The sequence below is a fragment of the Pigmentiphaga soli genome (assembly GCF_039541095.1).
GTDB classification, from domain to species: domain Bacteria; phylum Pseudomonadota; class Gammaproteobacteria; order Burkholderiales; family Burkholderiaceae_B; genus Pigmentiphaga; species Pigmentiphaga soli.
The window spans coordinates 28,439-47,184 of sequence record NZ_BAABFO010000036.1 but is presented as its reverse complement, the minus strand read 5'-3'; the positions used below and the strand labels follow the sequence as shown (position 1 = coordinate 47,184).

The following is an 18,746-nucleotide window of genomic DNA, read 5'->3' as shown; positions in this document are numbered from 1 at the left end:
CCGGCCGCCGCGTCGCCCACGGCGGCGATGGACACCGGCCGCGGCGGCCCGACGGCGCCGCGCCGCGTCTCGATGCGGCTGGAAATCGGCGAGGCCGTGCGGATCGCCGACGGCCTGCGCCGCCCGCTGCGCGAACTGGCCGCCGCGGGCCGGGTGGCCGCCGCCGCCGGCATCGGCCACCCCGAACGCTTCTTCGCCAGCCTGCGCGCCGCCGGGGTCGAACCGGCGGCCACGCTGGCGCTGCCCGACCACCACCGCTACGACGCCTCGCCGTTCGCCGCGCTGGCCGCCGACTGCATCCTGGTCACCACCAAAGACGCCGTAAAATGCGAGCATCTGGACGACCCGCGCCTGTGGGCGGTGCCGGTTTCGGCGCACCTGTCCGACCCTTCTTTCATCGACTGGCTGGAAACCCGACTGCATGGACGCACGCCTGCTTGAAATTCTCGTCTGCCCGGTCAGCAAAGGCCCGCTGCAATACGACCGCGAGCGCCAGCTGCTGATCTCGCGCAGCAGCCGGCTGGCCTATCCGGTGCGCGACGGCATCCCCATCATGCTGGAGTCGGAAGCCCTGCCGCTCTCCGACGACGAGGCGGCCGCCGCCGCCCCCGGCAACTGACCGGCCGGGCATGGACTTCGTCGTCATCATCCCGGCCCGCGCCCGCTCGACCCGGCTGCCGGGCAAGATGCTGGCCGACATCGGCGGCCGGCCGATGGTGGTCCGGGTGGCCGAACAGGCCCGCGCCAGCGGCGCGCAGCAGGTCATCGTGGCCACCGACGACTGCGCGATCCGCGACGCCGTCGCCGCCCACGGCTTCGACGTCCTGCTCACGCGCGAAGACCATCCCACCGGCACCGACCGCCTGGCCGAGGCCTGCGAGCTGCTGGGCCTGGCCGACGAGGTCATCGTCGTCAACGTGCAGGGCGACGAGCCGCTGATCGACCCGGCCCTGGTGGCCGGCGTGGCCGGCACGCTGGCGCGCCAGCCCGGGGCCGCGATCGCCACCGCCGCCCATCCGCTGGACGGCGCCGAAGAATGGTTCAACCCCAACGTCGTCAAGGTCGTGTGCGGCGCCGACGGCCGCGCGCTGTACTTCTCGCGCGCCCCCATTCCCTGGGCGCGCGACGCGCTGGCCGGCGGCGACCGCGTCTTCCCCGCCGGCCTGCCGGCGCTGCGCCACATCGGCCTGTACGCCTACCGCGCCGGTTTCCTGCGGCGCTTCCCGCAGCTGCCGCAGGGCGCGCTGGAACGCTGGGAATCGCTGGAGCAGCTGCGCGCGCTCGAACACGGCCACGGCATCCACGTCCACCTGGTCGCCGCCGCGCCGGCGGCCGGCGTCGACACCCAGGCCGACCTCGACCGAGTCCGCGCGCACCTCGCCGGCAGCCGATAGGCGGGTGGCCGCAGGCGGAGGGTGGCTCTAGCCGGGTGGCGATCCGCAGGCGGATGGTGGCTCTAGCCGGGTGGCGATCCGCAGCCGGGTGGAGCTGTAGCCAGGTGGCAAACTGCAGGCCAGTGGCCTAGGCGGGCGCCGGGCCGCCCCAAGCCCGCCGCGCCCCCTCGGGGGGCCATCGCCTGGCCGCCGTACAGGCGGCCAGGCGATCGGGGGCTCTCAATTTGACCGCTCAACGCCGCTGAGGTAAGTTTGTGCAAAATCGCGCCTGGCAAGAAGCGACGAGGGGGCTGGTGACCATGCACAATAAGGCGGTCCGCGACGACCGTCCCTGCCATTGTTCCGTTCACGAACGACGCGGCAACGCGCGCCGGCCGACGGTCCTTTCCCGCATCGGCCAGGCCAGGAATTCCCACATCACCAGGAACCATCAATGCGTTTGATCCTGCTCGGAGCGCCCGGCGCCGGCAAAGGCACCCAGGCCGCCTTCCTCAAGGAACGTTTCGGCATCCCCCAGATCTCGACCGGAGACATGCTCCGGGCCGCCGTCAAGGCGGGCACGCCGCTGGGCGTCGAGGCCAAGAAAGTCATGGACGCGGGGGGCCTGGTTTCCGACGACATCATCATCGGCCTCGTGAAAGACCGCCTGCAACAGGCCGACTGCGGCAACGGCTATCTGTTCGACGGCTTCCCGCGCACCATTCCCCAGGCCGACGCGATGAAGTCGGCCGGCGTGGGCCTGGATTTCGTCGTCGAGGTCGACGTTCCCGAACAGGAAATCATCGAGCGCATGAGCGGCCGCCGGGTCCACCCGGCCAGCGGCCGCACCTACCACGTGCGCTTCAATCCGCCCCAAAAGGAAGGCGTCGACGACGTCACCGGCGAACCGCTGGTGCAGCGCGACGACGACAAGGAAGAGACGGTCCGCAAGCGGCTGGAGGTCTATCGCCAGCAGACCCGCCCGCTCGTGGATTACTACTCGCGCTGGGCCGCGTCGGGAGACCCCGCGGCACCGCGCTACAGAAAAATATCCGGCGTAGGCAGTGTGGACGAGATCAAAGCGCGGCTATTCGACGCGCTGAAGTAAGGCTCCCCTGAAAGAGCCCACCCCTACGCGCTGACGCGCGCCCCTCGAGGGGCGATGCGGGCGGACCGGCGGAGCCGGATCCGCCGCATCCTGGATGGGACGACGGGCGGAGGCATGCGTTGCGGGTCGCGCGTCCGGCCGGTACTCGATGTTTTTGTTTTTACGTAGTCGATTCACGAATCGCTGTCGGACAAAAAAGGAGAGTTACATGGCTGTCGCTTTGCCGTTCGCGCTCGTCTGCGGCCTGCTGGCCGTTCTGTACGGCGCCCTGTCCACACGCTGGGTCCTCAGGCAGGAAGCCGGCAATCCCCGCATGCAGGAGATCGCCGCCGCCATCCAGCAAGGCGCGCAAGCCTATCTCAACCGGCAGTACACCACCATCGCCATCGTCGGCGTGGTGCTGTTCATCGTGATCGGACTGGTGCCCGGCCTGGGCTGGGCCACCGCCATCGGCTTCGCCGTCGGCGCCGTGCTGTCGGGCGCGGCCGGCTTCATCGGCATGAACGTTTCGGTGCGGGCCAACGTGCGCACCGCGCAGGCCGCCTCGCACGGCTTCGACCAGGCGCTCAAGGTGGCCTTCCGCGGCGGCGCCATCACCGGCCTGCTGGTGGTCGGCCTGGGGCTGACCGGCATCACCGCGCTGCTGTGGATCCTGCTGGCGGTCGGCGATCCCGGGCTCGACCTGCACGAACGGCTGCAGCCGCTGATCGGCCTGGCCTTCGGCTCCTCGCTGATCTCGATCTTCGCGCGGCTGGGCGGCGGCATCTTCACCAAGGGCGCCGACGTCGGCGCCGACCTGGTCGGCAAGGTCGAGGCCGGCATCCCGGAAGACGACCCGCGCAACCCGGCCGTGATCGCCGACAACGTGGGCGACAACGTGGGCGACTGCGCCGGCATGGCGGCCGACCTGTTCGAAACCTACGCCGTCACGCTGATCGCCACCATGCTGCTGGGCTCGCTGGTGATCACCGCCGCGCCGTTCGAGGCCGTGATGTACCCGCTGGCGCTAGGCGGCTTCTCGATCCTGGCCTCGATCGCCGGCTGCTCGGTGGTCAAGTACCTGCCCGGCAAGCGCATCATGAGCGCGCTGTACCGCGGCCTGGCCACCGCCGGCATCCTGGCGGTGCTGCTGTTCTACCCGATCACCGCATGGATCTTCGGCGGCACCGCGCTGGGCGACAGCGACAGCTTCCTGCGGCTGTACGGCTGCTCGCTGGTCGGCCTGCTGCTGACCGGCCTGCTGGTGTGGGTCACCGAGTACTACACGGGCACCGAGTACAAGCCGGTGCGCTACGTGGCCCAGGCCTCCACCACCGGCCACGGCACCAACGTCATCGCCGGCCTGGCGGTGTCGATGAAATCCACCGCGGCGCCGGTGGTGCTGGTGTGCCTGGCGATCTTCGCCTCCTACACGCTGGCCGGCCTGTACGGCATCGCGGTCGCCGCCACCTCGATGCTGTCGATGGCCGGCATCGTGGTGGCGCTCGACGCCTACGGCCCGATCACCGACAACGCCGGCGGCATCGCCGAAATGGCGCAGATGCCCGAGGCCGTGCGCGACGTGACCGACCCGCTGGATGCCGTCGGCAACACCACCAAGGCGGTCACCAAGGGCTACGCGATCGGCTCGGCCGGCCTGGCCGCGCTGGTGCTGTTCGCCGACTTCACCCACGCGCTCGACCACCTCGGCAAGACGGTGGCGTTCTCGCTGGCCGAGCCGGCGGTCATCATCGGCCTGTTCATCGGCGGCCTGATCCCTTTCCTGTTCGGCGCGATGGCGATGGAAGCCGTGGGGCGCTCGGCCGGCGCGGTGGTGGTGGAAGTGCGCCGCCAGTTCCGCGAGATCGCCGGCATCATGGAAGGCACCGGCAAGCCCGAATACGGCCGCGCGGTCGACATGCTGACCCGCGCCGCGATCCGCGAGATGATGATCCCGTCGGCGCTGCCGGTGCTGGTGCCGATCGTGCTGGCGCTGCTGATCGGCTGGCTGATGGGCGGCGAGGCCGCGCGCCAGGCGCTGGGCGGCATGCTGATGGGCGCCATCGTCACCGGCCTGTTCGTGGCGATCTCGATGTGCACCGGCGGCGGCGCGTGGGACAACGCCAAGAAGTACATCGAGCAGGGCAACCACGGCGGCAAGGGCTCCGAGGCCCACAAGGCCGCCGTCACCGGCGACACCGTGGGCGACCCCTACAAAGACACCGCCGGCCCGGCGGTCAACCCGCTGATCAAGATCGTCAACATCGTGGCGCTGCTGCTGGTGCCGCTGTTGTAGAAGTAGAAGACCCGCCCATGCGCTTCGCGCGCCCCCAGGGGCGGCACTGGCGGACCGGCGGAGCCGGATCCGCTGTGCCCTGGGTGGACCGTGGAATTTCCATATATCCGGGTAGGCGCGCGGCGCATGAACCCGCGGGGTCTGGGGCAGCCTACGCCGCTGCGCTGCGCCGGAAGTCGCGCGGCCGGAAGCCGAGCAGGGCGAGGGCGGCGAAATACACCGCCGCGGCGGCGCCGATGGCCGCCGCCAGCAGCAGCGCGCGCAGCGCGGCGTGATGCTGCAGCCCGATCCAGTCGATGCGATGGTCGGCCAGCCACAGCACCGCGGCCATGCAGGCCAGCGCCACGGCCAGTTTCAGCACGAAAGCCCCCCACCCCGGCGCCGGATGGTACACGCCGCGCCGGCGCAGCCCGGTCAACAGGGCCAGCGCGTTCAGGCAGCCGCCCAGCCCGATCGACAACGCCAGCCCGGCGTGGTGCAGATACGGCACGAACACCAGGTTCATGCATTGGGTGGCCGCCAGCACGCCCAGCGCGATGCGTACCGGAGTGCGGATGTCCTGCCGGGCATAGAAGCCCGGCGCGAGGATCTTGACTGCCAGCAGGCCGATCAGCCCGACCGAGTATGCGATCACGGCGAGCTGGGTCTGGCCCACGTCGGCGCCGGTGAAGGCGCCGTAGTGGAACAGCGTGCTGACCAGCGCGCGCGACATCAGCGCCAGGCCCAGCGCGGCCGGCAGCCCCAGCAGCAGCGTCAGCCGCAGCCCCCAGTCGAGCAGCTCGGCGTAGTCGGCGCGGCGGCCGGCGGCGTGGGCCTGCGACAGGTTGGGCAGCAGTACGGTGCTGATCGCCACGCCCAGCAGCGCGGTGGGGAACTCCATCAGGCGGTCGGCGAAAGACAGCCAGGTCACGCTGCCCGGCGGCAGCCAGGTGGCGATGTTGGTATTGATGATCAGCGACAGCTGCGCCACCGACACGCCCAGCACCGCCGGCAGCATCTGGCGCAGGATGCGCTTGACCACCGGATCGCGCCAGGCCTCGCGCAGCCGCAGCGTGTAGCGCGGCATCATGCCCAGCCGCGCCAGCGCCGCGAACTGGATCGCCAGCTGCAGCGCGCCGCCCGCCAGCACGCCCACGGCCAGCGCGTAGACGGGCGTCTGCAGGCGCGGCGCCAGCCACAGGCTGGCGCCGATCATGGCCAGGTTCAGCAGCACCGGCGTGAAAGCCGGCACCGCGAAGCGGCGCCAGGTGTTGAGCACGCCGGAGGCCAGCGCGACCAGCGACATACAGACGATGTACGGGAACATGACCCGCGTCATCCACACCGCCGACTGGAATTCGCCGGCGCGCTCGGCGCCGCGCAATCCGCTGCCCATCACGCTGACCACCAGCGGGGCGGCCACCATGCCGAGCGCGGTGACCGCGATCACCGCCGCCGTCAGCAGCGACGCCACATGGTCGAGCAGGCTGCGGGTGCGGTCGTCGCCGTGATTGTTGCGGGTTTCGCCCAGGATCGGCACGAAGGCCTGCGAAAACGCGCCCTCGGCGAACAGCCGGCGCAGCAGGTTGGGGATCCGGAAGGCGACCCAGAAGGCGTCGGTGAGGCTGCCGGCACCGAAGGCCCGGGCGATCAGGATGTCGCGGAACAGCCCGGTAATCCTCGACAGGAAGGTCATGCCACTGACGGTGGCGGCGGCGCGCAGCAGATTCATGGCATCCTTGAACCGGCGGCGCGGCCGGAGCCCGTGTTGTGAGCGTGCATCGGCTTGATTTTATGGCTGGGGACGGCTATATTACCTGGCTTTCCTTACGATTCTGCCGTAGCTGCGAAGAAGAAGCGCGCAAAGAAAAAGCGCATTTTGCCGCAGGCGCAGTCTTCGTCTTACTCGAATACGGAATTTCAATGGCCAATACCGCCCAAGCACGCAAGCGCGCCCGCCAAGCCGTGGCTCGCAACAAGCACAACTCCAGCCTGCGCTCGGCGCTGCGCACCGCGATCAAGCGCGTCCGCCAGGCCGTGGAAGCCGGCGACAAGGCTGCCGCCGCGGAAGTGTTCCAGAAAGCCACCAGCGTGATCGACCGCGTGGCCGACAAGAACATCATCCACAAGAACAAGGCCGCCCGCCACAAGAGCCGTCTGGCCAGCGCAATAAAAGGGTTGTAAGAAGCCCCCCTACGCGCTTCGCGCGCCCCCCAGGGGGCGATGCGGGGGGACCGGAAGGGAAGCCCACCCCTGCGCGGCCTGCGGCCGCACCCCCTCAAGGGGGCGATGCGGGCGGACCGGCGGAGCCGGATCCGCCGCATCCTGGATGGGATAGGGGCATGCGTGGTGGGTCGTGTTTGGGCACGACCGATGAAACGATTGGACGTATCGGGCGCCGGCGGGCGCTGGTGGCTCACAGGCTGCCGGTGCATGCCGGCGCCTTGCATTGCGCGGTCAGCCCTTGCGCTTGATCGGCAGGTCGGCGAGCGGGCCTTCGGTTTCCGCCGTCTGCAGGTCGTTGTCGTGGGCGAAATCGACCACGAATTTCCATGCCAGCGGCTCGAGCTGGCGCAGGCGCGGGTCGACCACGACGCATTTGACGCCGCCGATCACGGTGGGGAATACGTATGGGGAATAGGTCAGGTGGCTGGCGGCACTGCCTTGGGGCCGGAACGGCGACATCACGCCCGCCAGCCGCTCGGCCCAGTCGCTCGGCCGGAAGGTATGGCCCGAGGACGTGATGCCCTGAATGATGAAGTGCCTGACGCTTTCAGCCATCGATGAATCGCGGGCGGTCCCACGCAAAAAGAAACTCCCGGGGCGCCGCGGCTTGCGGCCTGCCGACGGCGGACCTGCGCTGGCGCGGACCGCCCCCGCGAGGGCAGGCGGCATTGTATCGCATCCATGCTTTCCCCATTCCGGGGACATGGGTTTCGCCGCCCGCCTCGGGTATCATTGACGTTTCCCGCCGAAACGAAGCCAACGAATCCGGCCGCCGGCCCTGCCCGCCGGCCGCGACCCGGCATTTCCCGCGAGGCGTCGTATGACTGCAACCGTGACCCCGACTTCCAACCTCCGCGCCCCGCTGCGGCATTTTCTGCAATTCAAGGATTTCAGCCGCGACGAGATCGACTACCTGTTCCGCCGCGCCGCGCTGATCAAGCGCAAGTTCAAGAACTACGAACCGCACCTCACCCTACACGACCGCACGCTGGCCATGGTGTTCGAAAAGGCCAGCACCCGCACCCGCGTCTCGTTCGAGGCCGGCATGTACCAGCTGGGCGGCTCGGTCATCCACCTCACCACCGGCGACTCGCAGCTCGGTCGGGCCGAGCCGATCGAGGATTCGGCGCAGGTCATCTCGCGCATGGTCGACCTGGTCATGATCCGCACCTACGAGCAGACCAAGATCGAGCGCTTCGCCGCCAATTCGCGGGTGCCGGTCATCAACGGCCTGACCAACGAATTCCACCCCTGCCAGATCCTGGCCGACATCTTCACCTACATCGAGCACCGCGGCTCGATCCAGGGCAAGACGGTGGCGTGGATCGGCGATTCGAACAATATGTGCAACACCTGGCTGCAGGCGGCCGAACTGCTCGACTTCACCGTGCACGTGTCGACCCCGCCCGGCTACGAGGTCGAGCCCGAGCGCGCCGGCCTGGCCAGCGGCCACCGCCTGGTCCAGTACGCCGACCCGATGCAGGCCTGCGCCGGCGCCCACCTGGTCACCACCGACGTCTGGACCAGCATGGGCTTCGAGGCCGAGAACGAGGCGCGGCGCGCCGCGTTCGCCGACTGGTGCGTGGACGCCGACATGATGGCCCAGGCCGCCCCCGACGCGCTGTTCATGCACTGCCTGCCGGCCCACCGGGGCGAGGAAGTCACCGCCGAGGTCATAGACGGCCCGCAAAGCGTGGTCTGGGACGAGGCCGAGAACCGCATGCACGTGCAGAAGGCGCTGATGGAATTCCTGCTGCTGGGCCGGCAGTAGGCCCCTCCTACGCGCTCGCGCGCCCCTCAAGGGGCGACGCTGGCGGACCGGCGGAGCCGGATCCGCGGCGTCCTGGGTGGGAGGAGCGACTCCGTCATGTCCCGAGTTTCCGTTGCGCAATAATGACGCTGGCGCCCCCGGGGCGCCGGGCTTGAGTACAATCGAGGATCGCCCCGTTCAAGCCGGGGGGCGATCGCATGATCCCATCCGCGCGGCCCGGGCGCCCGCCCCCCTTGCGCATGGTGACCTCCACCGGCCCGAAAGCCGCACCGCAGCGAGCCCACGCGCGGCGCCCTCGTCCATGTCCTGGGAAATTCAATGAGCGAAGTAAAGAAGGTCGTGCTTGCCTACTCGGGCGGCCTCGACACATCGGTGATCCTGAAATGGCTGCAGGACACCTACCAGTGCGAAATCGTCACCTTCACGGCCGACATCGGCCAGGGCGAGGAACTGGAGCCGGCGCGCGCCAAGGCGCTGAAGTTCGGCGTCAAGCCGGAACACATCTACATCGACGACCTGCGCGAAGAATTCGTGCGCGACTTCGTGTTCCCGATGTTCCGCGCCAACACCATCTACGAAGGCGAATACCTGCTGGGCACGTCGATCGCGCGGCCGCTGATCGCCAAGCGCCAGATCGAGATCGCGCGCGAGGTCGGCGCCGACACGGTTTCGCACGGCGCCACCGGCAAAGGCAACGACCAGGTCCGTTTCGAGCTGGGCTACTACGCGCTCGAGCCGGGCATCAAGGTCATCGCGCCGTGGCGCGAGTGGGACCTGCTGTCGCGCGAAAAACTGCTGGCCTACGCCGAGGCGGCCGGCATCCCGATCGAGATGAAGCACAAACAGGGCGGCGCGCCGTACTCGATGGACGCCAACCTGCTGCACATCAGCTACGAAGGCCGCCACCTGGAAGACCCGAAGGCCGAGGCCGAGGAATCCATGTGGCGCTGGACGGTGGCGCCCGAAGCCGCGCCCGACCATCCCGAATATCTCGACCTCGAATTCGAGGCGGGCGACATCGTCGCGCTCAACGGCCAGCGCATGACGCCGGCCGAGGTGCTGACCACCCTCAACGAACTGGGCGGCCGCCACGGCATCGGCCGGCTCGACCTGGTGGAAAACCGCTACGTCGGCATGAAATCGCGCGGCTGCTACGAAACCCCGGGCGGAACCATCATGCTGCGCGCCCACCGCGCGATGGAATCGATCACGCTCGACCGCGAAGTGGCGCACCTGAAAGACGACCTGATGCCGCGCTACGCCAGCCTGATCTACAACGGCTACTGGTGGAGCCCGGAGCGCAAGGCGCTGCAGGTGCTGATCGACCATACCCAGCAGGCGGTCAACGGCTGGGTGCGGGTCAAGCTGTACAAGGGCAATGTGTACACCGTCGCGCGCGACTCGAAAAACACGCTGTTCGACCAGACCATCGCCACCTTCGACGACGACGGCGGCGCCTACGACCAGGCCGACGCCGGCGGCTTCATCAAGCTCAACGCGCTGCGCATGCGCATCGCCGAGAACGCCCGCCGCCACCGCGGATAAGGCCGCCCGCCCCTGGCGGCCGCCCCGCGCGGGCGGCTGCCCGTGTCCCTCCCGCAGCACCCTGCCTTCCGCCATGACCGCCGCCAGCCGTCCCGTCGCCATCATCCAGACCGGCCTGCCGCCGCAGCCCATCGCCGAACGCCATGGCGATTTCAGCGGCATGATCTGCCGCACCGCCGGCCTGCCGCCCGAGCGCGTGGCGGTGGTGGCGGTGCACGCGGGCGGCACGTTGGCCGACCCGCAGGCCTATTGCGCGGCGATCATCACCGGTTCGCCGGCCATGGTATCCGACCGCGAAGCGTGGAGCGAAGACACCGCGCACTGGCTGCGCGGCGCGGTCGGCCGCGGCCTGCCCATTCTGGGCATCTGCTACGGCCACCAGTTGCTGGCCCATGCGCTGGGCGGCGTGGTGGGCTACCACCCGCGCGGGCGCGAGGTCGGCACGCAGGCGGTGGAATTGCTCGGCGACGCCGCCGCCCACCCGCTGCTGCAGGACATGCCGGTCAGCTTCCCCGCCCACCTGATCCACCAGCAAAGCGTGCTGGAACTGCCGCCCGGCGCCCGCGTGCTGGCGCGCTCGGCGCACGACCCGCACCAGATCGTGCAGTACGGCGAACATGTGCTGTCGACCCAGTACCATCCCGAATTCGAGCCCGATGTGATGCAAACCTATCTGCATCACTACACGCCGCGGCTCGGCGCGGAAGGCTTCGACGTCGGCGGCCTGATGGACGGCCTGCAGCCGACGCCGCACGCGCGGCAGACGCTGCTGAATTTCCTGCAGCGCTACGCCGCCTAGTTTCCCCGGGGCGCTATGCCGCCTGAATTTCCCCGAGGCGCTGCACCGGTCGGTTGCCCGAGGCGCTGCGCCGCCCGGGTTTCCCAAGGCACCACGCCGCCTGGGCCCGTGCCGCTACGCGCCGGCGCCCGCCACCACGACCGGCTCGGGCTCCAGCCATACGCCGTAGGCGGCTTGCACGTCGGTCTGGATCGCCGCCGCCAGTGCCATGATGTCGGCCGCCCGGGCGCCGCCATGGTTGACCAGCACCAGCGCCTGCCGTTCGTGCACGCCGGCCGGCCCCATGCGCCGGCCCTTCCAGCCGCGGCGGTCGATCAGCCAGCCGGCCGCCAGCTTGTAGGCGCCGCCCGGCTGGGCATAGGCCACCAGATCCGGAAAGCGGGCCTTCAGTGCATCATGCGTGGCCGCGTCGACCACCGGGTTCTTGAAGAAACTGCCGGCGTTGCCCAGCACCGCCGGATCGGGCAGCTTGGCGCGCCGGATCCGGCATACGGCGTCGAATACGTCGCGCGGCGCGATGCCGGCGCGCCCAGGGGCCGAAGCCGCATCGGCGGAGAGGTCCGGATACCCCAGCACCGGCCGCCACGGTGCCGGCAGGCGCAGCCGCACCGCGGCGATCGCCCAGCGCCCGGGCTCGCGCTTGAACACGCTGTCGCGGTAGCCGAAGCGGCAATCGCCGGCGGCCATTTCCACCCAGCGGCCGGCCTGCAGGTCGAACGCGGTCAGGCTCTCGAAGCGGTCGGCCAGCTCGACGCCGTAGGCGCCGATGTTCTGCACCGGCGCGGCGCCCACCGTGCCGGGGATCAGCGCCAGGTTCTCCAGCCCGCCCCAGCCCTGGCCGACGCAGTATTCGACCAGCGCGTGCCACGGCTCGCCTGCGGCCGCCTCGACCACGGTGCCGCCGGCATCGCGCCGCAGCACCCGGATGCCGCGCAGCGCGATATGGGCGACCAGCGCCGGCACTTCGGGCGGCAGCACCACGTTGCTGCCACCTCCCAGCAGCAGCAAGCCTGCGGCCCTGCCGGCCGCGGCGGTCCCGCAGCCAACAGCCTCGGCGGCGGCAGCAAGCGCCGGCAGCGCATCGGCGCGCTCGATCCGTACGTAACGGGCGGCATGGCTGGTCAGGCCGAGAGTATTCAGCGCCGTCAGGTCCTGCCCGCAGGCGGGGCCGGCGGTGCCGGAAGGCATGGAAGAAGCGGGGGGTACGGAAGCGGCCACGGAGACTCGACGAAAAGCGGGCGCCACGCCCGCGCAGCGGGCCATCTTACCCGAAGCGGCCCAGGCGATTGGCTACACTTGCAATCATGGCCGCCGCGGCCGCGGGCAAGGCGGCGCTTTCACCCACGGAGTTTCCCATGCCTACATTCGACGTCGTCTGCAAACCCAACCTGGTAGAACTGCGCAATGCGGTGGACCAGGCCAACAAGGAAATCGGCACGCGCTTCGACTTCAAGGGCTCGTCGGCCAAGGTCGAGCAGACCGAAAAGGACGTCACCATCTACGCCGACAACGATTTCCAGCTCGGCCAGGTGCTCGACGTCCTGCTCGGCAAGATGACCAGGCGCGGCGTCGACGTACGCTTCCTCGACCACGGCAAGGTGGAAAAAATGGGGGGCGACAAGGTCAAGCAGCCGCTGACGGTGCGCAACGGCGTGCCGCAGGAATCGGCCAAGAAGATCGTGGCGCAGATCAAAGGCAGCAAACTGAAGGTGCAGGCCAGCATCCAGGGCGACACGGTACGCGTGCAAGGCGCCAAGCGCGACGAGCTGCAGGCAGCGATCGCGCTGCTGAAGAAAGAGATCTCGGATCTGCCGCTGGGTTTCGAAAACTTCAGGGAGTGAGCCCGCCCCTGCGGCGGTCAGGTTTCCTGGCGTTCGAGCTCGGTGGGACGGCAGAACAGGCGGGAGGGGTCTACTTCGAGGGCCTTGGCCAGTTTCTCTATATTGTCGACGGATATATTCACGCGCGCGCGCTCGACCTGACTGACGAAAGTCCGGTCGAGGTGTGCGGCGAAACCCAGTTGTTCCTGGGACATTTTCCTGGCGACCCGGTTGGCGCGGACGTTATATCCGAGCACTTCCCGCAGGGTCGACAGCATCGCCGATGGATTGGGAGATCTGAGGGGAGCTGGCATCGGTGCCATAGTCGGCATGCCATTGCTTAATATCTACCGCTTTTGCATCAACCAATATTCTTTTCAGATCGAAACGTCGTGCAATCTCCACAAAACCGACGGCTTCGCGCGAACAAAATAGGGTATTTACCAATAAGCGCTTTCCCGCAGCCGCGGCGCTACCCTTCCACGACGGCGTAGGCCGAATGATTGTGAATCGACTCGAAATTCTCGGCCTCGACGGTATAGCGCAGCACGCCTCCGTGCGCCGCCAGGCGCGCAGCCACGTCGCGCACCAGGTCTTCCACGAATTTCGGATTGTCGTAGGCGTGTTCGGTTACGTATTTTTCGTCGGTGCGCTTGAGCACGCCCCATAGTTCGGACGACGCCTCGGCCTCTACCAGCCGGATCAGCGCCTCGATGCCCACGCCGTCGGCCAGCCGGGCCCGGACGGTGACGTGCGAACGCTGGTTGTGCGCGCCGTATTCGGAGATCGCCTTCGAGCACGGGCACAGGCTGGTGACCGGCACCTGCACCGCCACCTCGGTATCCACGCCGTCCGGGCCGGCCTGCGCCGTCCAGGTAACCTGATAATCCATCAGGCTGCGCACGCCCGATACCGGCGCGGCCTTCTCGATGAAATACGGGAACGACGCGGTAATGTCGCCGCGCTCGGCCTGCAGTAGCGGCAGCATGTCGGCCGCCATCCCGCGGAAGGCCGCGAGGTCGGTGGGCTGCCCGCGGCGCTGTTCCAGCAGCGCCATGAAGCGCGACATGTGGGTGCCCTTCTGGTCGGCCGGCAGCGCCACGGTCAGCGTCCAGTCGGCAACGGTGGCCTGCGCGCCGCCCTCGCCCGCCACCACGAAGGGATGGCGCACGCCGCGCACGCCTACGCGCTGGATCGGGATCTGGCGAACGTCGCGGACGCTCTGGACATCGGGTATGGCTTGCAGGGAATCGAGTCGGATATTCATGAATGCGTGCCGGAAAGCGGTGCGGCGGCCCAGAGGTCGGCGAAGCGGGCGCGGATCGCCCGTTCGATGCCGCCGGCATCGAGGCCGAGGCCCGCCAGCAAGGCGGCCTGGTCGCCATGGTCGATAAATCGGTCCGGCAAGCCCAATTGCAATACCGGTACGGTCATGCCTGCCTCGTTCAATACCTCGCACACGGCGCTGCCCGCGCCGCCCATCACCGCGCCTTCTTCGACGGTGACGAGCGCGGCATGGCTGCGCGCCAGTTCGAGGATCAGGTCGCGGTCGATCGGCTTGACGAAGCGCATGTCGGCCAGCGTGGCATCCAGCGCCTCGGCCGCCTTCAGCGCCGGCACGGCCAGCGTGCCGAAGGCCAGCACGGCCACCGCCGAAGCCGGCCGCGCGGCGCGCCGCCGCAGCACGCCCTTGCCGAGCGGCACCGTATCGAGGCCGGCCGCCGGCGCCGCGCCGCGCCCGGCGCCGCGCGGGTAGCGCACGGAGGCCGGGCCGGGATGCCGGTAGCAGGTCGTCAGCAGCAGCCGGCATTCGGCCTCGTCGGACGGCGCCGCCACCACCATGTTGGGAATGCAGCGCAGGAAGGCGATGTCGTAGTTGCCGGCATGGGTGGCGCCGTCGGCGCCCACCAGCCCGGCGCGGTCCAGCGCGAAGGTGACGTCGAGGTTCTGCAGCGCCACGTCGTGGATCAACTGGTCGTAGGCGCGCTGCAGGAAGGTGGAATAGATCGCCACCACCGGCTTCTGCCCTTCGCAGGCCAGGCCGGCGGCGAAGGTGACGGCGTGCTGCTCGGCGATGCCGACGTCGAAATAGCGGTCGGGAAAGCGCTGCTCGAACTCCACCAGGCCGCTGCCCTCGCGCATCGCCGGCGTGATGCCGACCAGGCGCGGATCGGCCGCCGCGGCGTCGCACAGCCACTCGCCGAACACCTGGGTGAAGGTCTTGCGCGGCGGGGTGGCCGGCTGGCGGATGCCGATGGCCGGATCGAAGCGGCCCGGGCCGTGGTACAGCACCGGATCGGCCTCGGCCAGCTTGTAGCCCTGGCCCTTGCGGGTGACCACGTGCAGGAAGCGCGGCCCGTCGAGCTTGCGCAGGTTCTGCAGGGTCGGGATCAGCGAGTCGAGGTCGTGGCCGTCGATCGGGCCCACGTAGTTGAAGCCCAGCTCCTCGAACATCGTGGCGGGCGTCACCATGCCCTTGGCGTGTTCTTCCAGCCGGCGCGCCAGTTCGAGCACCGGCGGCACGTGCGACAGCACGGCCTTGCCGACGTTGCGCGCCGCGGCGTAGAAACGGCCCGACATCAGCCGCGCCAGGTAGCGGTTGAGCGCGCCCACCGGCGGCGAGATCGACATGTCGTTGTCGTTCAGGATCACCAGCAGGTCGATGTCGGGCGTGACGCCGGCGTTGTTCAGCGCCTCGAAAGCCATGCCGGCCGACATCGCGCCGTCGCCGATCACGGCGATGTGCCTGCGGGCCAGGCCGGCGTTGCGCGCGGCCACCGCCATGCCCAGCGCGGCCGAGATCGAGGTGGACGAGTGCGCGGTGCCGAAGGCGTCGTATTGCGATTCGCTGCGGCGCGGAAAGCCCGAGATGCCGCCGGCCTGGCGCAGCGAGGCCATCGCGGCGCGGCGGCCGGTCAGGATCTTGTGCGGATAGGTCTGGTGGCCGACGTCCCAGACGATGCGGTCGCCGGGGGTGTCGAACACATAGTGCAGCGCCAGCGTCAGTTCGACCGTGCCCAGATTGGACGACAGGTGGCCGCCGGTGCGCGATACCGACTCCAGCACGAATGCGCGCAGCTGGTCGGCCAGCGCGGGCAGTTCGCGGCGATCGAGCCGGCGCAGGTCGTCCGGCGAATCGATGCGGTCGAGAAGGTCATAAGTCATGACAGGGGTTGTCTCCGTTCTCAGCGTTCGCGCCGGACGACGAAATCGGCCAGTTCGGCCAGGCGCGCCGCCGGCTCGCCGAACCCGGCCAGCGCCTCGTGAGCCTGCCGGCGCAGCTCGCGCGCCAGTTCGCGGGCGCCGTCCAGGCCCAGCAGCGACACGAAAGTCGGCTTGCCGTCGGCCTGGTCCTTGCCGGCGGTCTTGCCCAGTTGGGCGGAATCGCCGGTCACGTCGAGGATGTCGTCGACGACCTGGAACGCCAGCCCCACGGCCTGCGCATAGGCGTCGAGCGCGCGCCGCTGCGCGGAGCCGGCGGCGGCCGCGATGCCGCCCAGCGCCGCCGACGCGCGCAGCAGCGCGCCCGTCTTGAGCCGGTGCATGGCCTCGAGCTGCCCGCGATCCAGCACGCGGCCGACGCTGTCGAGGTCGATCGCCTGGCCGCCGGCCATGCCGGCGCTGCCGGAAGCCACCGCCAGCACCTGCACGGCCTGCACCGTGAGCGCCGGCGCGATCGGCATGCGCGCCAGCACGTCGAAGGCCAGCGACTGCAGCGCGTCGCCCACCAGCAGCGCGCAGGCCTCGTCGAACTGCACGTGCACGGTGGGCCGGCCGCGCCGCAGCACATCGTCGTCCATGCACGGCAGGTCGTCGTGGACCAGCGAGTAGCCGTGGATCAGTTCCACCGCCGCGGCCGCGGCATCCAGCGCGCCGTCCTGCTCGGGCCCGGCGCCGCAGGCCTGGCCGGCGGCATAGACCAGCATCGGCCGCACCCGCTTGCCGGGGCCCAGGATCGCATAGCGCATGGCCTCGTGCAGCCGGCCCGGCGCCACCGAGGGTTCGGGCAGCACGCGTTCCAGCGCGGCTTCGGCGCGCGCCGCGCAGCGCTGCATCCAGTCGGAAAAATCGGCCGGCATGGGTCAGCAGTCCCCGCCGTCCAGCGGACGCAGCAGTTCGCCTTCCAGCACCCGGACCTGCTGTTCGGCGCGCGCCAGGCGCTCCTGGCATACCTTGACCAGTTCCACGCCGCGCCGGTAGGCCAGCAGCGAGGCCTCGAGCGGCAGCGCGCCGTCTTCCATCGAACCCACCAGGGCTTCGAGCTCGGCCAGCGCTGCCTCGAAATCGGCCGGCGCATCGGCGCCGCAGTCCGCCGCATCCGCTGACGGACCGGCGCCGCGCGCGGCGCGCGCCGCAAGATCTGTGCTGTCGGCCATCGAGCCTCCTTAGCCTCGTGCGAGTCGAACCCGGTATTGTAAGGGATGCGCCGGCAAGGCTCCGCACGGCCGGCGCGCGCGGCGGCGCCCGGCCGGGACTTCCTTTGCGCGCCGGGGTACAATAACTGTTTGATCGGGCAGATCATTTTCTTCGCGCCAGCCCTTTTTTGGGCCGGGGAAAACAACAGCCGCTCCAGGTTGCGTAAGGGGCGGTTTTCCCGGCAAGAGGCTGGCCCACCACTTCACGCGGAGGGAAGTCATGACCGATATCGGTCGCGTGGAGCACGTGGCGGCGAGCCGAGCGCAGCTACCCGTCAGTGCCTATTTCGATGAAGCGCGCTTCAAGCGCGAAATGCAAGCGATCTTCCAGCGTGCGCCGCTTTACGTCGGCCACCTGAAAGGCGTCCCCGAAGTGGGGGATTACCGCACCCTAGCCCAGGAAAACGACGGCCGCGTGCTCGTCCGCAACCGGCACGGGGTCGAACTTGTCTCCAATGTCTGCCGCCACCGGCAGGCCCTGATGCTCGGCCGCGGCAGTCCGGGCAGCGCCCAGGGCCGGCCCGCCTGCGAGCCCAGCGCCGGCAATCTCGGTCCCACCGGCAATATCGTATGTCCGCTGCACCGCTGGACATATGACAGCCGGGGCGCGCTGATCGGCGCGCCGCTGTTCGGCGAAACGCCGCCGCTCGACTTGCAGCGCTTCCCGCTGCAGCAGTGGAACGGCTCGCTGTTCGAGGCGCCGCGCGCCGGCGGGCGCAACGCCGCGCGCGAACTGGCGGCGTTCGACGGCCGGCCGGAGTTCGATTTCTCCGACTACGTGCTCGACCGGGTGCAGGTCCACCATTGCCACTACAACTGGAAGACCTTCATCGAGGTCTACCTCGAGGACTACCACGTCGGCCCCTTCCATCCAGGGCTCGGCCGGTTCGTCACCTGCGACGACCTGAGCTGGGAGTTCGGCCAGTCGTACAGCCTGCAGCGCGTCGGCATCCATGCCGCGCTGGAGCAGCCCGGCTCGCAGGTCTACCGGCGCTGGCACGACAGGGTGCTCGAGTTCCGCAACGGCGAATCGCCGGCATTCGGCGCGATCTGGGTCACGCATTTCCCGACCCACATGATCGAGCTGTATCCGCACACGCTGGTGCTGTCCACGCTGTATCCCAAGAGCCCGCAGGAAACGGTCAACATCGTCGAGTTCTACTACCCCGAGGAAATCGTCCATTTCGAGCGCGAATTCGTCGAGGCGCAGCAGGCGGCCTATATGGAAACCGCGGTCGAAGACGACGAGATCGCCGAACGCATGGATGCCGGCCGGCGGGTGCTGATGGAACGCGGCGTCAACGAAACCGGCCCGTACCAGTCGCCGATGGAAGACGGCATGCAGCATTTCCACGAGTGGTATCGAACGCAAATGTCCGAATACGACGCCCCCTGACCCGCATTTTCCGGTGCCCGGTCAAAACAAACGCCCGCG

General features: G+C 69.3%; 19 protein-coding genes. 11 read left to right on the top strand and 8 right to left on the bottom strand.

What is annotated here, in order from left to right:
- From ABD927_RS23215 to ABD927_RS23195, 5 genes are all read left to right on the top strand, one after another.
- Positions 1-441 (top strand): tetraacyldisaccharide 4'-kinase (locus ABD927_RS23215; protein ID WP_345252266.1); only part of this gene is annotated, 441 nt, incomplete at its 5' end.
- Entirely contained in the window at positions 422-619 is a 198-nt protein-coding gene (locus ABD927_RS23210; RefSeq protein ID WP_345252265.1) for a Trm112 family protein, read from the top strand. The genes ABD927_RS23215 and ABD927_RS23210, both read left to right, overlap by 20 nt.
- Before the next feature lie 10 nt (positions 620-629).
- A complete protein-coding gene (kdsB, locus tag ABD927_RS23205; protein ID WP_345252264.1) occupies positions 630-1,394 on the top strand; it encodes a 3-deoxy-manno-octulosonate cytidylyltransferase in 765 nt (254 codons plus the stop codon).
- A 433-nt stretch (positions 1,395-1,827) separates the two neighbouring features.
- Positions 1,828-2,481: an adenylate kinase gene (gene adk / locus ABD927_RS23200; RefSeq protein WP_345252263.1), complete on the top strand. Its 654-nt coding sequence runs from the start codon at positions 1,828-1,830 to the stop codon at positions 2,479-2,481.
- Between the two features lie 208 nt (positions 2,482-2,689).
- Complete coding sequence (locus tag ABD927_RS23195) at positions 2,690-4,756, top strand: sodium-translocating pyrophosphatase (protein ID WP_345252262.1); 2,067 nt, start codon at positions 2,690-2,692, stop codon at positions 4,754-4,756.
- Positions 4,757-4,907: 151 nt separating this feature from the next.
- Here ABD927_RS23195 and murJ read toward each other — a convergent pair whose 3' ends face one another.
- Complete coding sequence (gene murJ, locus ABD927_RS23190) at positions 4,908-6,467, bottom strand: murein biosynthesis integral membrane protein MurJ (protein ID WP_345252261.1); 1,560 nt, start codon at positions 6,465-6,467, stop codon at positions 4,908-4,910.
- Positions 6,468-6,658: 191 nt separating this feature from the next.
- Between murJ and rpsT the strand changes: the two genes are divergently transcribed.
- Positions 6,659-6,919 (top strand): 30S ribosomal protein S20, encoded by a 261-nt coding sequence (gene rpsT / locus ABD927_RS23185; protein ID WP_345252268.1) that lies wholly within the window; start codon positions 6,659-6,661, stop codon positions 6,917-6,919.
- Between the two features lie 273 nt (positions 6,920-7,192).
- On the opposite strand, the gene ABD927_RS23180 is transcribed toward rpsT, so the two are convergent.
- Entirely contained in the window at positions 7,193-7,516 is a 324-nt protein-coding gene (locus tag ABD927_RS23180) for a DUF3579 domain-containing protein (RefSeq protein ID WP_345252260.1), read from the bottom strand.
- Positions 7,517-7,781: 265 nt separating this feature from the next.
- Between ABD927_RS23180 and argF the strand changes: the two genes are divergently transcribed.
- The 3 genes from argF to ABD927_RS23165 all read left to right on the top strand — a co-directional run bounded on the left by argF (position 7,782) and on the right by ABD927_RS23165 (position 11,076).
- Positions 7,782-8,732 carry an ornithine carbamoyltransferase gene (gene argF, locus ABD927_RS23175; RefSeq protein WP_345252259.1) on the top strand — a complete coding sequence of 317 codons (951 nt, stop codon included), beginning with the start codon at positions 7,782-7,784 and terminating at the stop codon, positions 8,730-8,732.
- A 318-nt stretch (positions 8,733-9,050) separates the two neighbouring features.
- Positions 9,051-10,277, top strand: a complete 1,227-nt coding sequence (locus ABD927_RS23170) for an argininosuccinate synthase (RefSeq protein WP_345252258.1) — start codon at positions 9,051-9,053, stop codon at positions 10,275-10,277.
- 73 nt (positions 10,278-10,350) lie between these two features.
- Positions 10,351-11,076 (top strand): glutamine amidotransferase, encoded by a 726-nt coding sequence (locus tag ABD927_RS23165; protein WP_345252257.1) that lies wholly within the window; start codon positions 10,351-10,353, stop codon positions 11,074-11,076.
- Between the two features lie 114 nt (positions 11,077-11,190).
- Here the strand turns inward: ABD927_RS23165 and murB are convergent, their stop codons facing one another.
- On the bottom strand, positions 11,191-12,264 hold the full coding sequence (gene murB, locus ABD927_RS23160; RefSeq protein ID WP_345252256.1) for a UDP-N-acetylmuramate dehydrogenase: 1,074 nt from the start codon (positions 12,262-12,264) through the stop codon (positions 11,191-11,193).
- A gap of 167 nt (positions 12,265-12,431) precedes the next feature.
- Between murB and ABD927_RS23155 the strand changes: the two genes are divergently transcribed.
- Positions 12,432-12,917, top strand: a complete 486-nt coding sequence (locus ABD927_RS23155; RefSeq protein WP_345252255.1) for a YajQ family cyclic di-GMP-binding protein — start codon at positions 12,432-12,434, stop codon at positions 12,915-12,917.
- A 17-nt stretch (positions 12,918-12,934) separates the two neighbouring features.
- Here the strand turns inward: ABD927_RS23155 and ABD927_RS23150 are convergent, their stop codons facing one another.
- From ABD927_RS23150 to ABD927_RS23130, 5 genes are all read right to left on the bottom strand, one after another.
- The gene (locus ABD927_RS23150; protein ID WP_345252254.1) at positions 12,935-13,210 is read right to left on the bottom strand and encodes a helix-turn-helix domain-containing protein; all 276 of its coding nucleotides are present in this window, start codon (positions 13,208-13,210) and stop codon (positions 12,935-12,937) included.
- Positions 13,211-13,368: 158 nt separating this feature from the next.
- Positions 13,369-14,163 carry a GTP cyclohydrolase FolE2 gene (gene folE2, locus ABD927_RS23145; RefSeq protein ID WP_345252253.1) on the bottom strand — a complete coding sequence of 265 codons (795 nt, stop codon included), beginning with the start codon at positions 14,161-14,163 and terminating at the stop codon, positions 13,369-13,371.
- Entirely contained in the window at positions 14,160-16,061 is a 1,902-nt protein-coding gene (gene dxs / locus ABD927_RS23140) for a 1-deoxy-D-xylulose-5-phosphate synthase (protein WP_345252252.1), read from the bottom strand. Before dxs ends, folE2 begins: the two co-directional genes overlap by 4 nt.
- A gap of 20 nt (positions 16,062-16,081) precedes the next feature.
- Positions 16,082-16,975 (bottom strand): polyprenyl synthetase family protein, encoded by an 894-nt coding sequence (locus tag ABD927_RS23135; RefSeq protein WP_345252251.1) that lies wholly within the window; start codon positions 16,973-16,975, stop codon positions 16,082-16,084.
- A 3-nt stretch (positions 16,976-16,978) separates the two neighbouring features.
- Positions 16,979-17,272: an exodeoxyribonuclease VII small subunit gene (locus tag ABD927_RS23130; protein WP_345252250.1), complete on the bottom strand. Its 294-nt coding sequence runs from the start codon at positions 17,270-17,272 to the stop codon at positions 16,979-16,981.
- A 259-nt stretch (positions 17,273-17,531) separates the two neighbouring features.
- Here ABD927_RS23130 and ABD927_RS23125 point away from each other — a divergent pair, with 259 nt between their 5' ends.
- Positions 17,532-18,707 carry an aromatic ring-hydroxylating oxygenase subunit alpha gene (locus ABD927_RS23125; protein ID WP_345252249.1) on the top strand — a complete coding sequence of 392 codons (1,176 nt, stop codon included), beginning with the start codon at positions 17,532-17,534 and terminating at the stop codon, positions 18,705-18,707.
- Positions 18,708-18,746: the final 39 nt, after the last annotated feature.

Coding starts and splice junctions, on each gene's coding strand:
- ABD927_RS23210 (WP_345252265.1), top strand. CDS start 422: ATGGACGCACGCCTGCTTGAAATTCTCGTCTGCCCGGTCAGCAAAGGC.
- kdsB (WP_345252264.1), top strand. CDS start 630: ATGGACTTCGTCGTCATCATCCCGGCCCGCGCCCGCTCGACCCGGCTG.
- adk (WP_345252263.1), top strand. CDS start 1,828: ATGCGTTTGATCCTGCTCGGAGCGCCCGGCGCCGGCAAAGGCACCCAG.
- ABD927_RS23195 (WP_345252262.1), top strand. CDS start 2,690: ATGGCTGTCGCTTTGCCGTTCGCGCTCGTCTGCGGCCTGCTGGCCGTT.
- murJ (WP_345252261.1), bottom strand. CDS start 6,467: ATGAATCTGCTGCGCGCCGCCGCCACCGTCAGTGGCATGACCTTCCTG.
- rpsT (WP_345252268.1), top strand. CDS start 6,659: ATGGCCAATACCGCCCAAGCACGCAAGCGCGCCCGCCAAGCCGTGGCT.
- ABD927_RS23180 (WP_345252260.1), bottom strand. CDS start 7,516: ATGGCTGAAAGCGTCAGGCACTTCATCATTCAGGGCATCACGTCCTCG.
- argF (WP_345252259.1), top strand. CDS start 7,782: ATGACTGCAACCGTGACCCCGACTTCCAACCTCCGCGCCCCGCTGCGG.
- ABD927_RS23170 (WP_345252258.1), top strand. CDS start 9,051: ATGAGCGAAGTAAAGAAGGTCGTGCTTGCCTACTCGGGCGGCCTCGAC.
- ABD927_RS23165 (WP_345252257.1), top strand. CDS start 10,351: ATGACCGCCGCCAGCCGTCCCGTCGCCATCATCCAGACCGGCCTGCCG.
- murB (WP_345252256.1), bottom strand. CDS start 12,264: ATGCCTTCCGGCACCGCCGGCCCCGCCTGCGGGCAGGACCTGACGGCG.
- ABD927_RS23155 (WP_345252255.1), top strand. CDS start 12,432: ATGCCTACATTCGACGTCGTCTGCAAACCCAACCTGGTAGAACTGCGC.
- ABD927_RS23150 (WP_345252254.1), bottom strand. CDS start 13,210: ATGCCAGCTCCCCTCAGATCTCCCAATCCATCGGCGATGCTGTCGACC.
- folE2 (WP_345252253.1), bottom strand. CDS start 14,163: ATGAATATCCGACTCGATTCCCTGCAAGCCATACCCGATGTCCAGAGC.
- dxs (WP_345252252.1), bottom strand. CDS start 16,061: ATGACTTATGACCTTCTCGACCGCATCGATTCGCCGGACGACCTGCGC.
- ABD927_RS23135 (WP_345252251.1), bottom strand. CDS start 16,975: ATGCCGGCCGATTTTTCCGACTGGATGCAGCGCTGCGCGGCGCGCGCC.
- ABD927_RS23130 (WP_345252250.1), bottom strand. CDS start 17,272: ATGGCCGACAGCACAGATCTTGCGGCGCGCGCCGCGCGCGGCGCCGGT.
- ABD927_RS23125 (WP_345252249.1), top strand. CDS start 17,532: ATGACCGATATCGGTCGCGTGGAGCACGTGGCGGCGAGCCGAGCGCAG.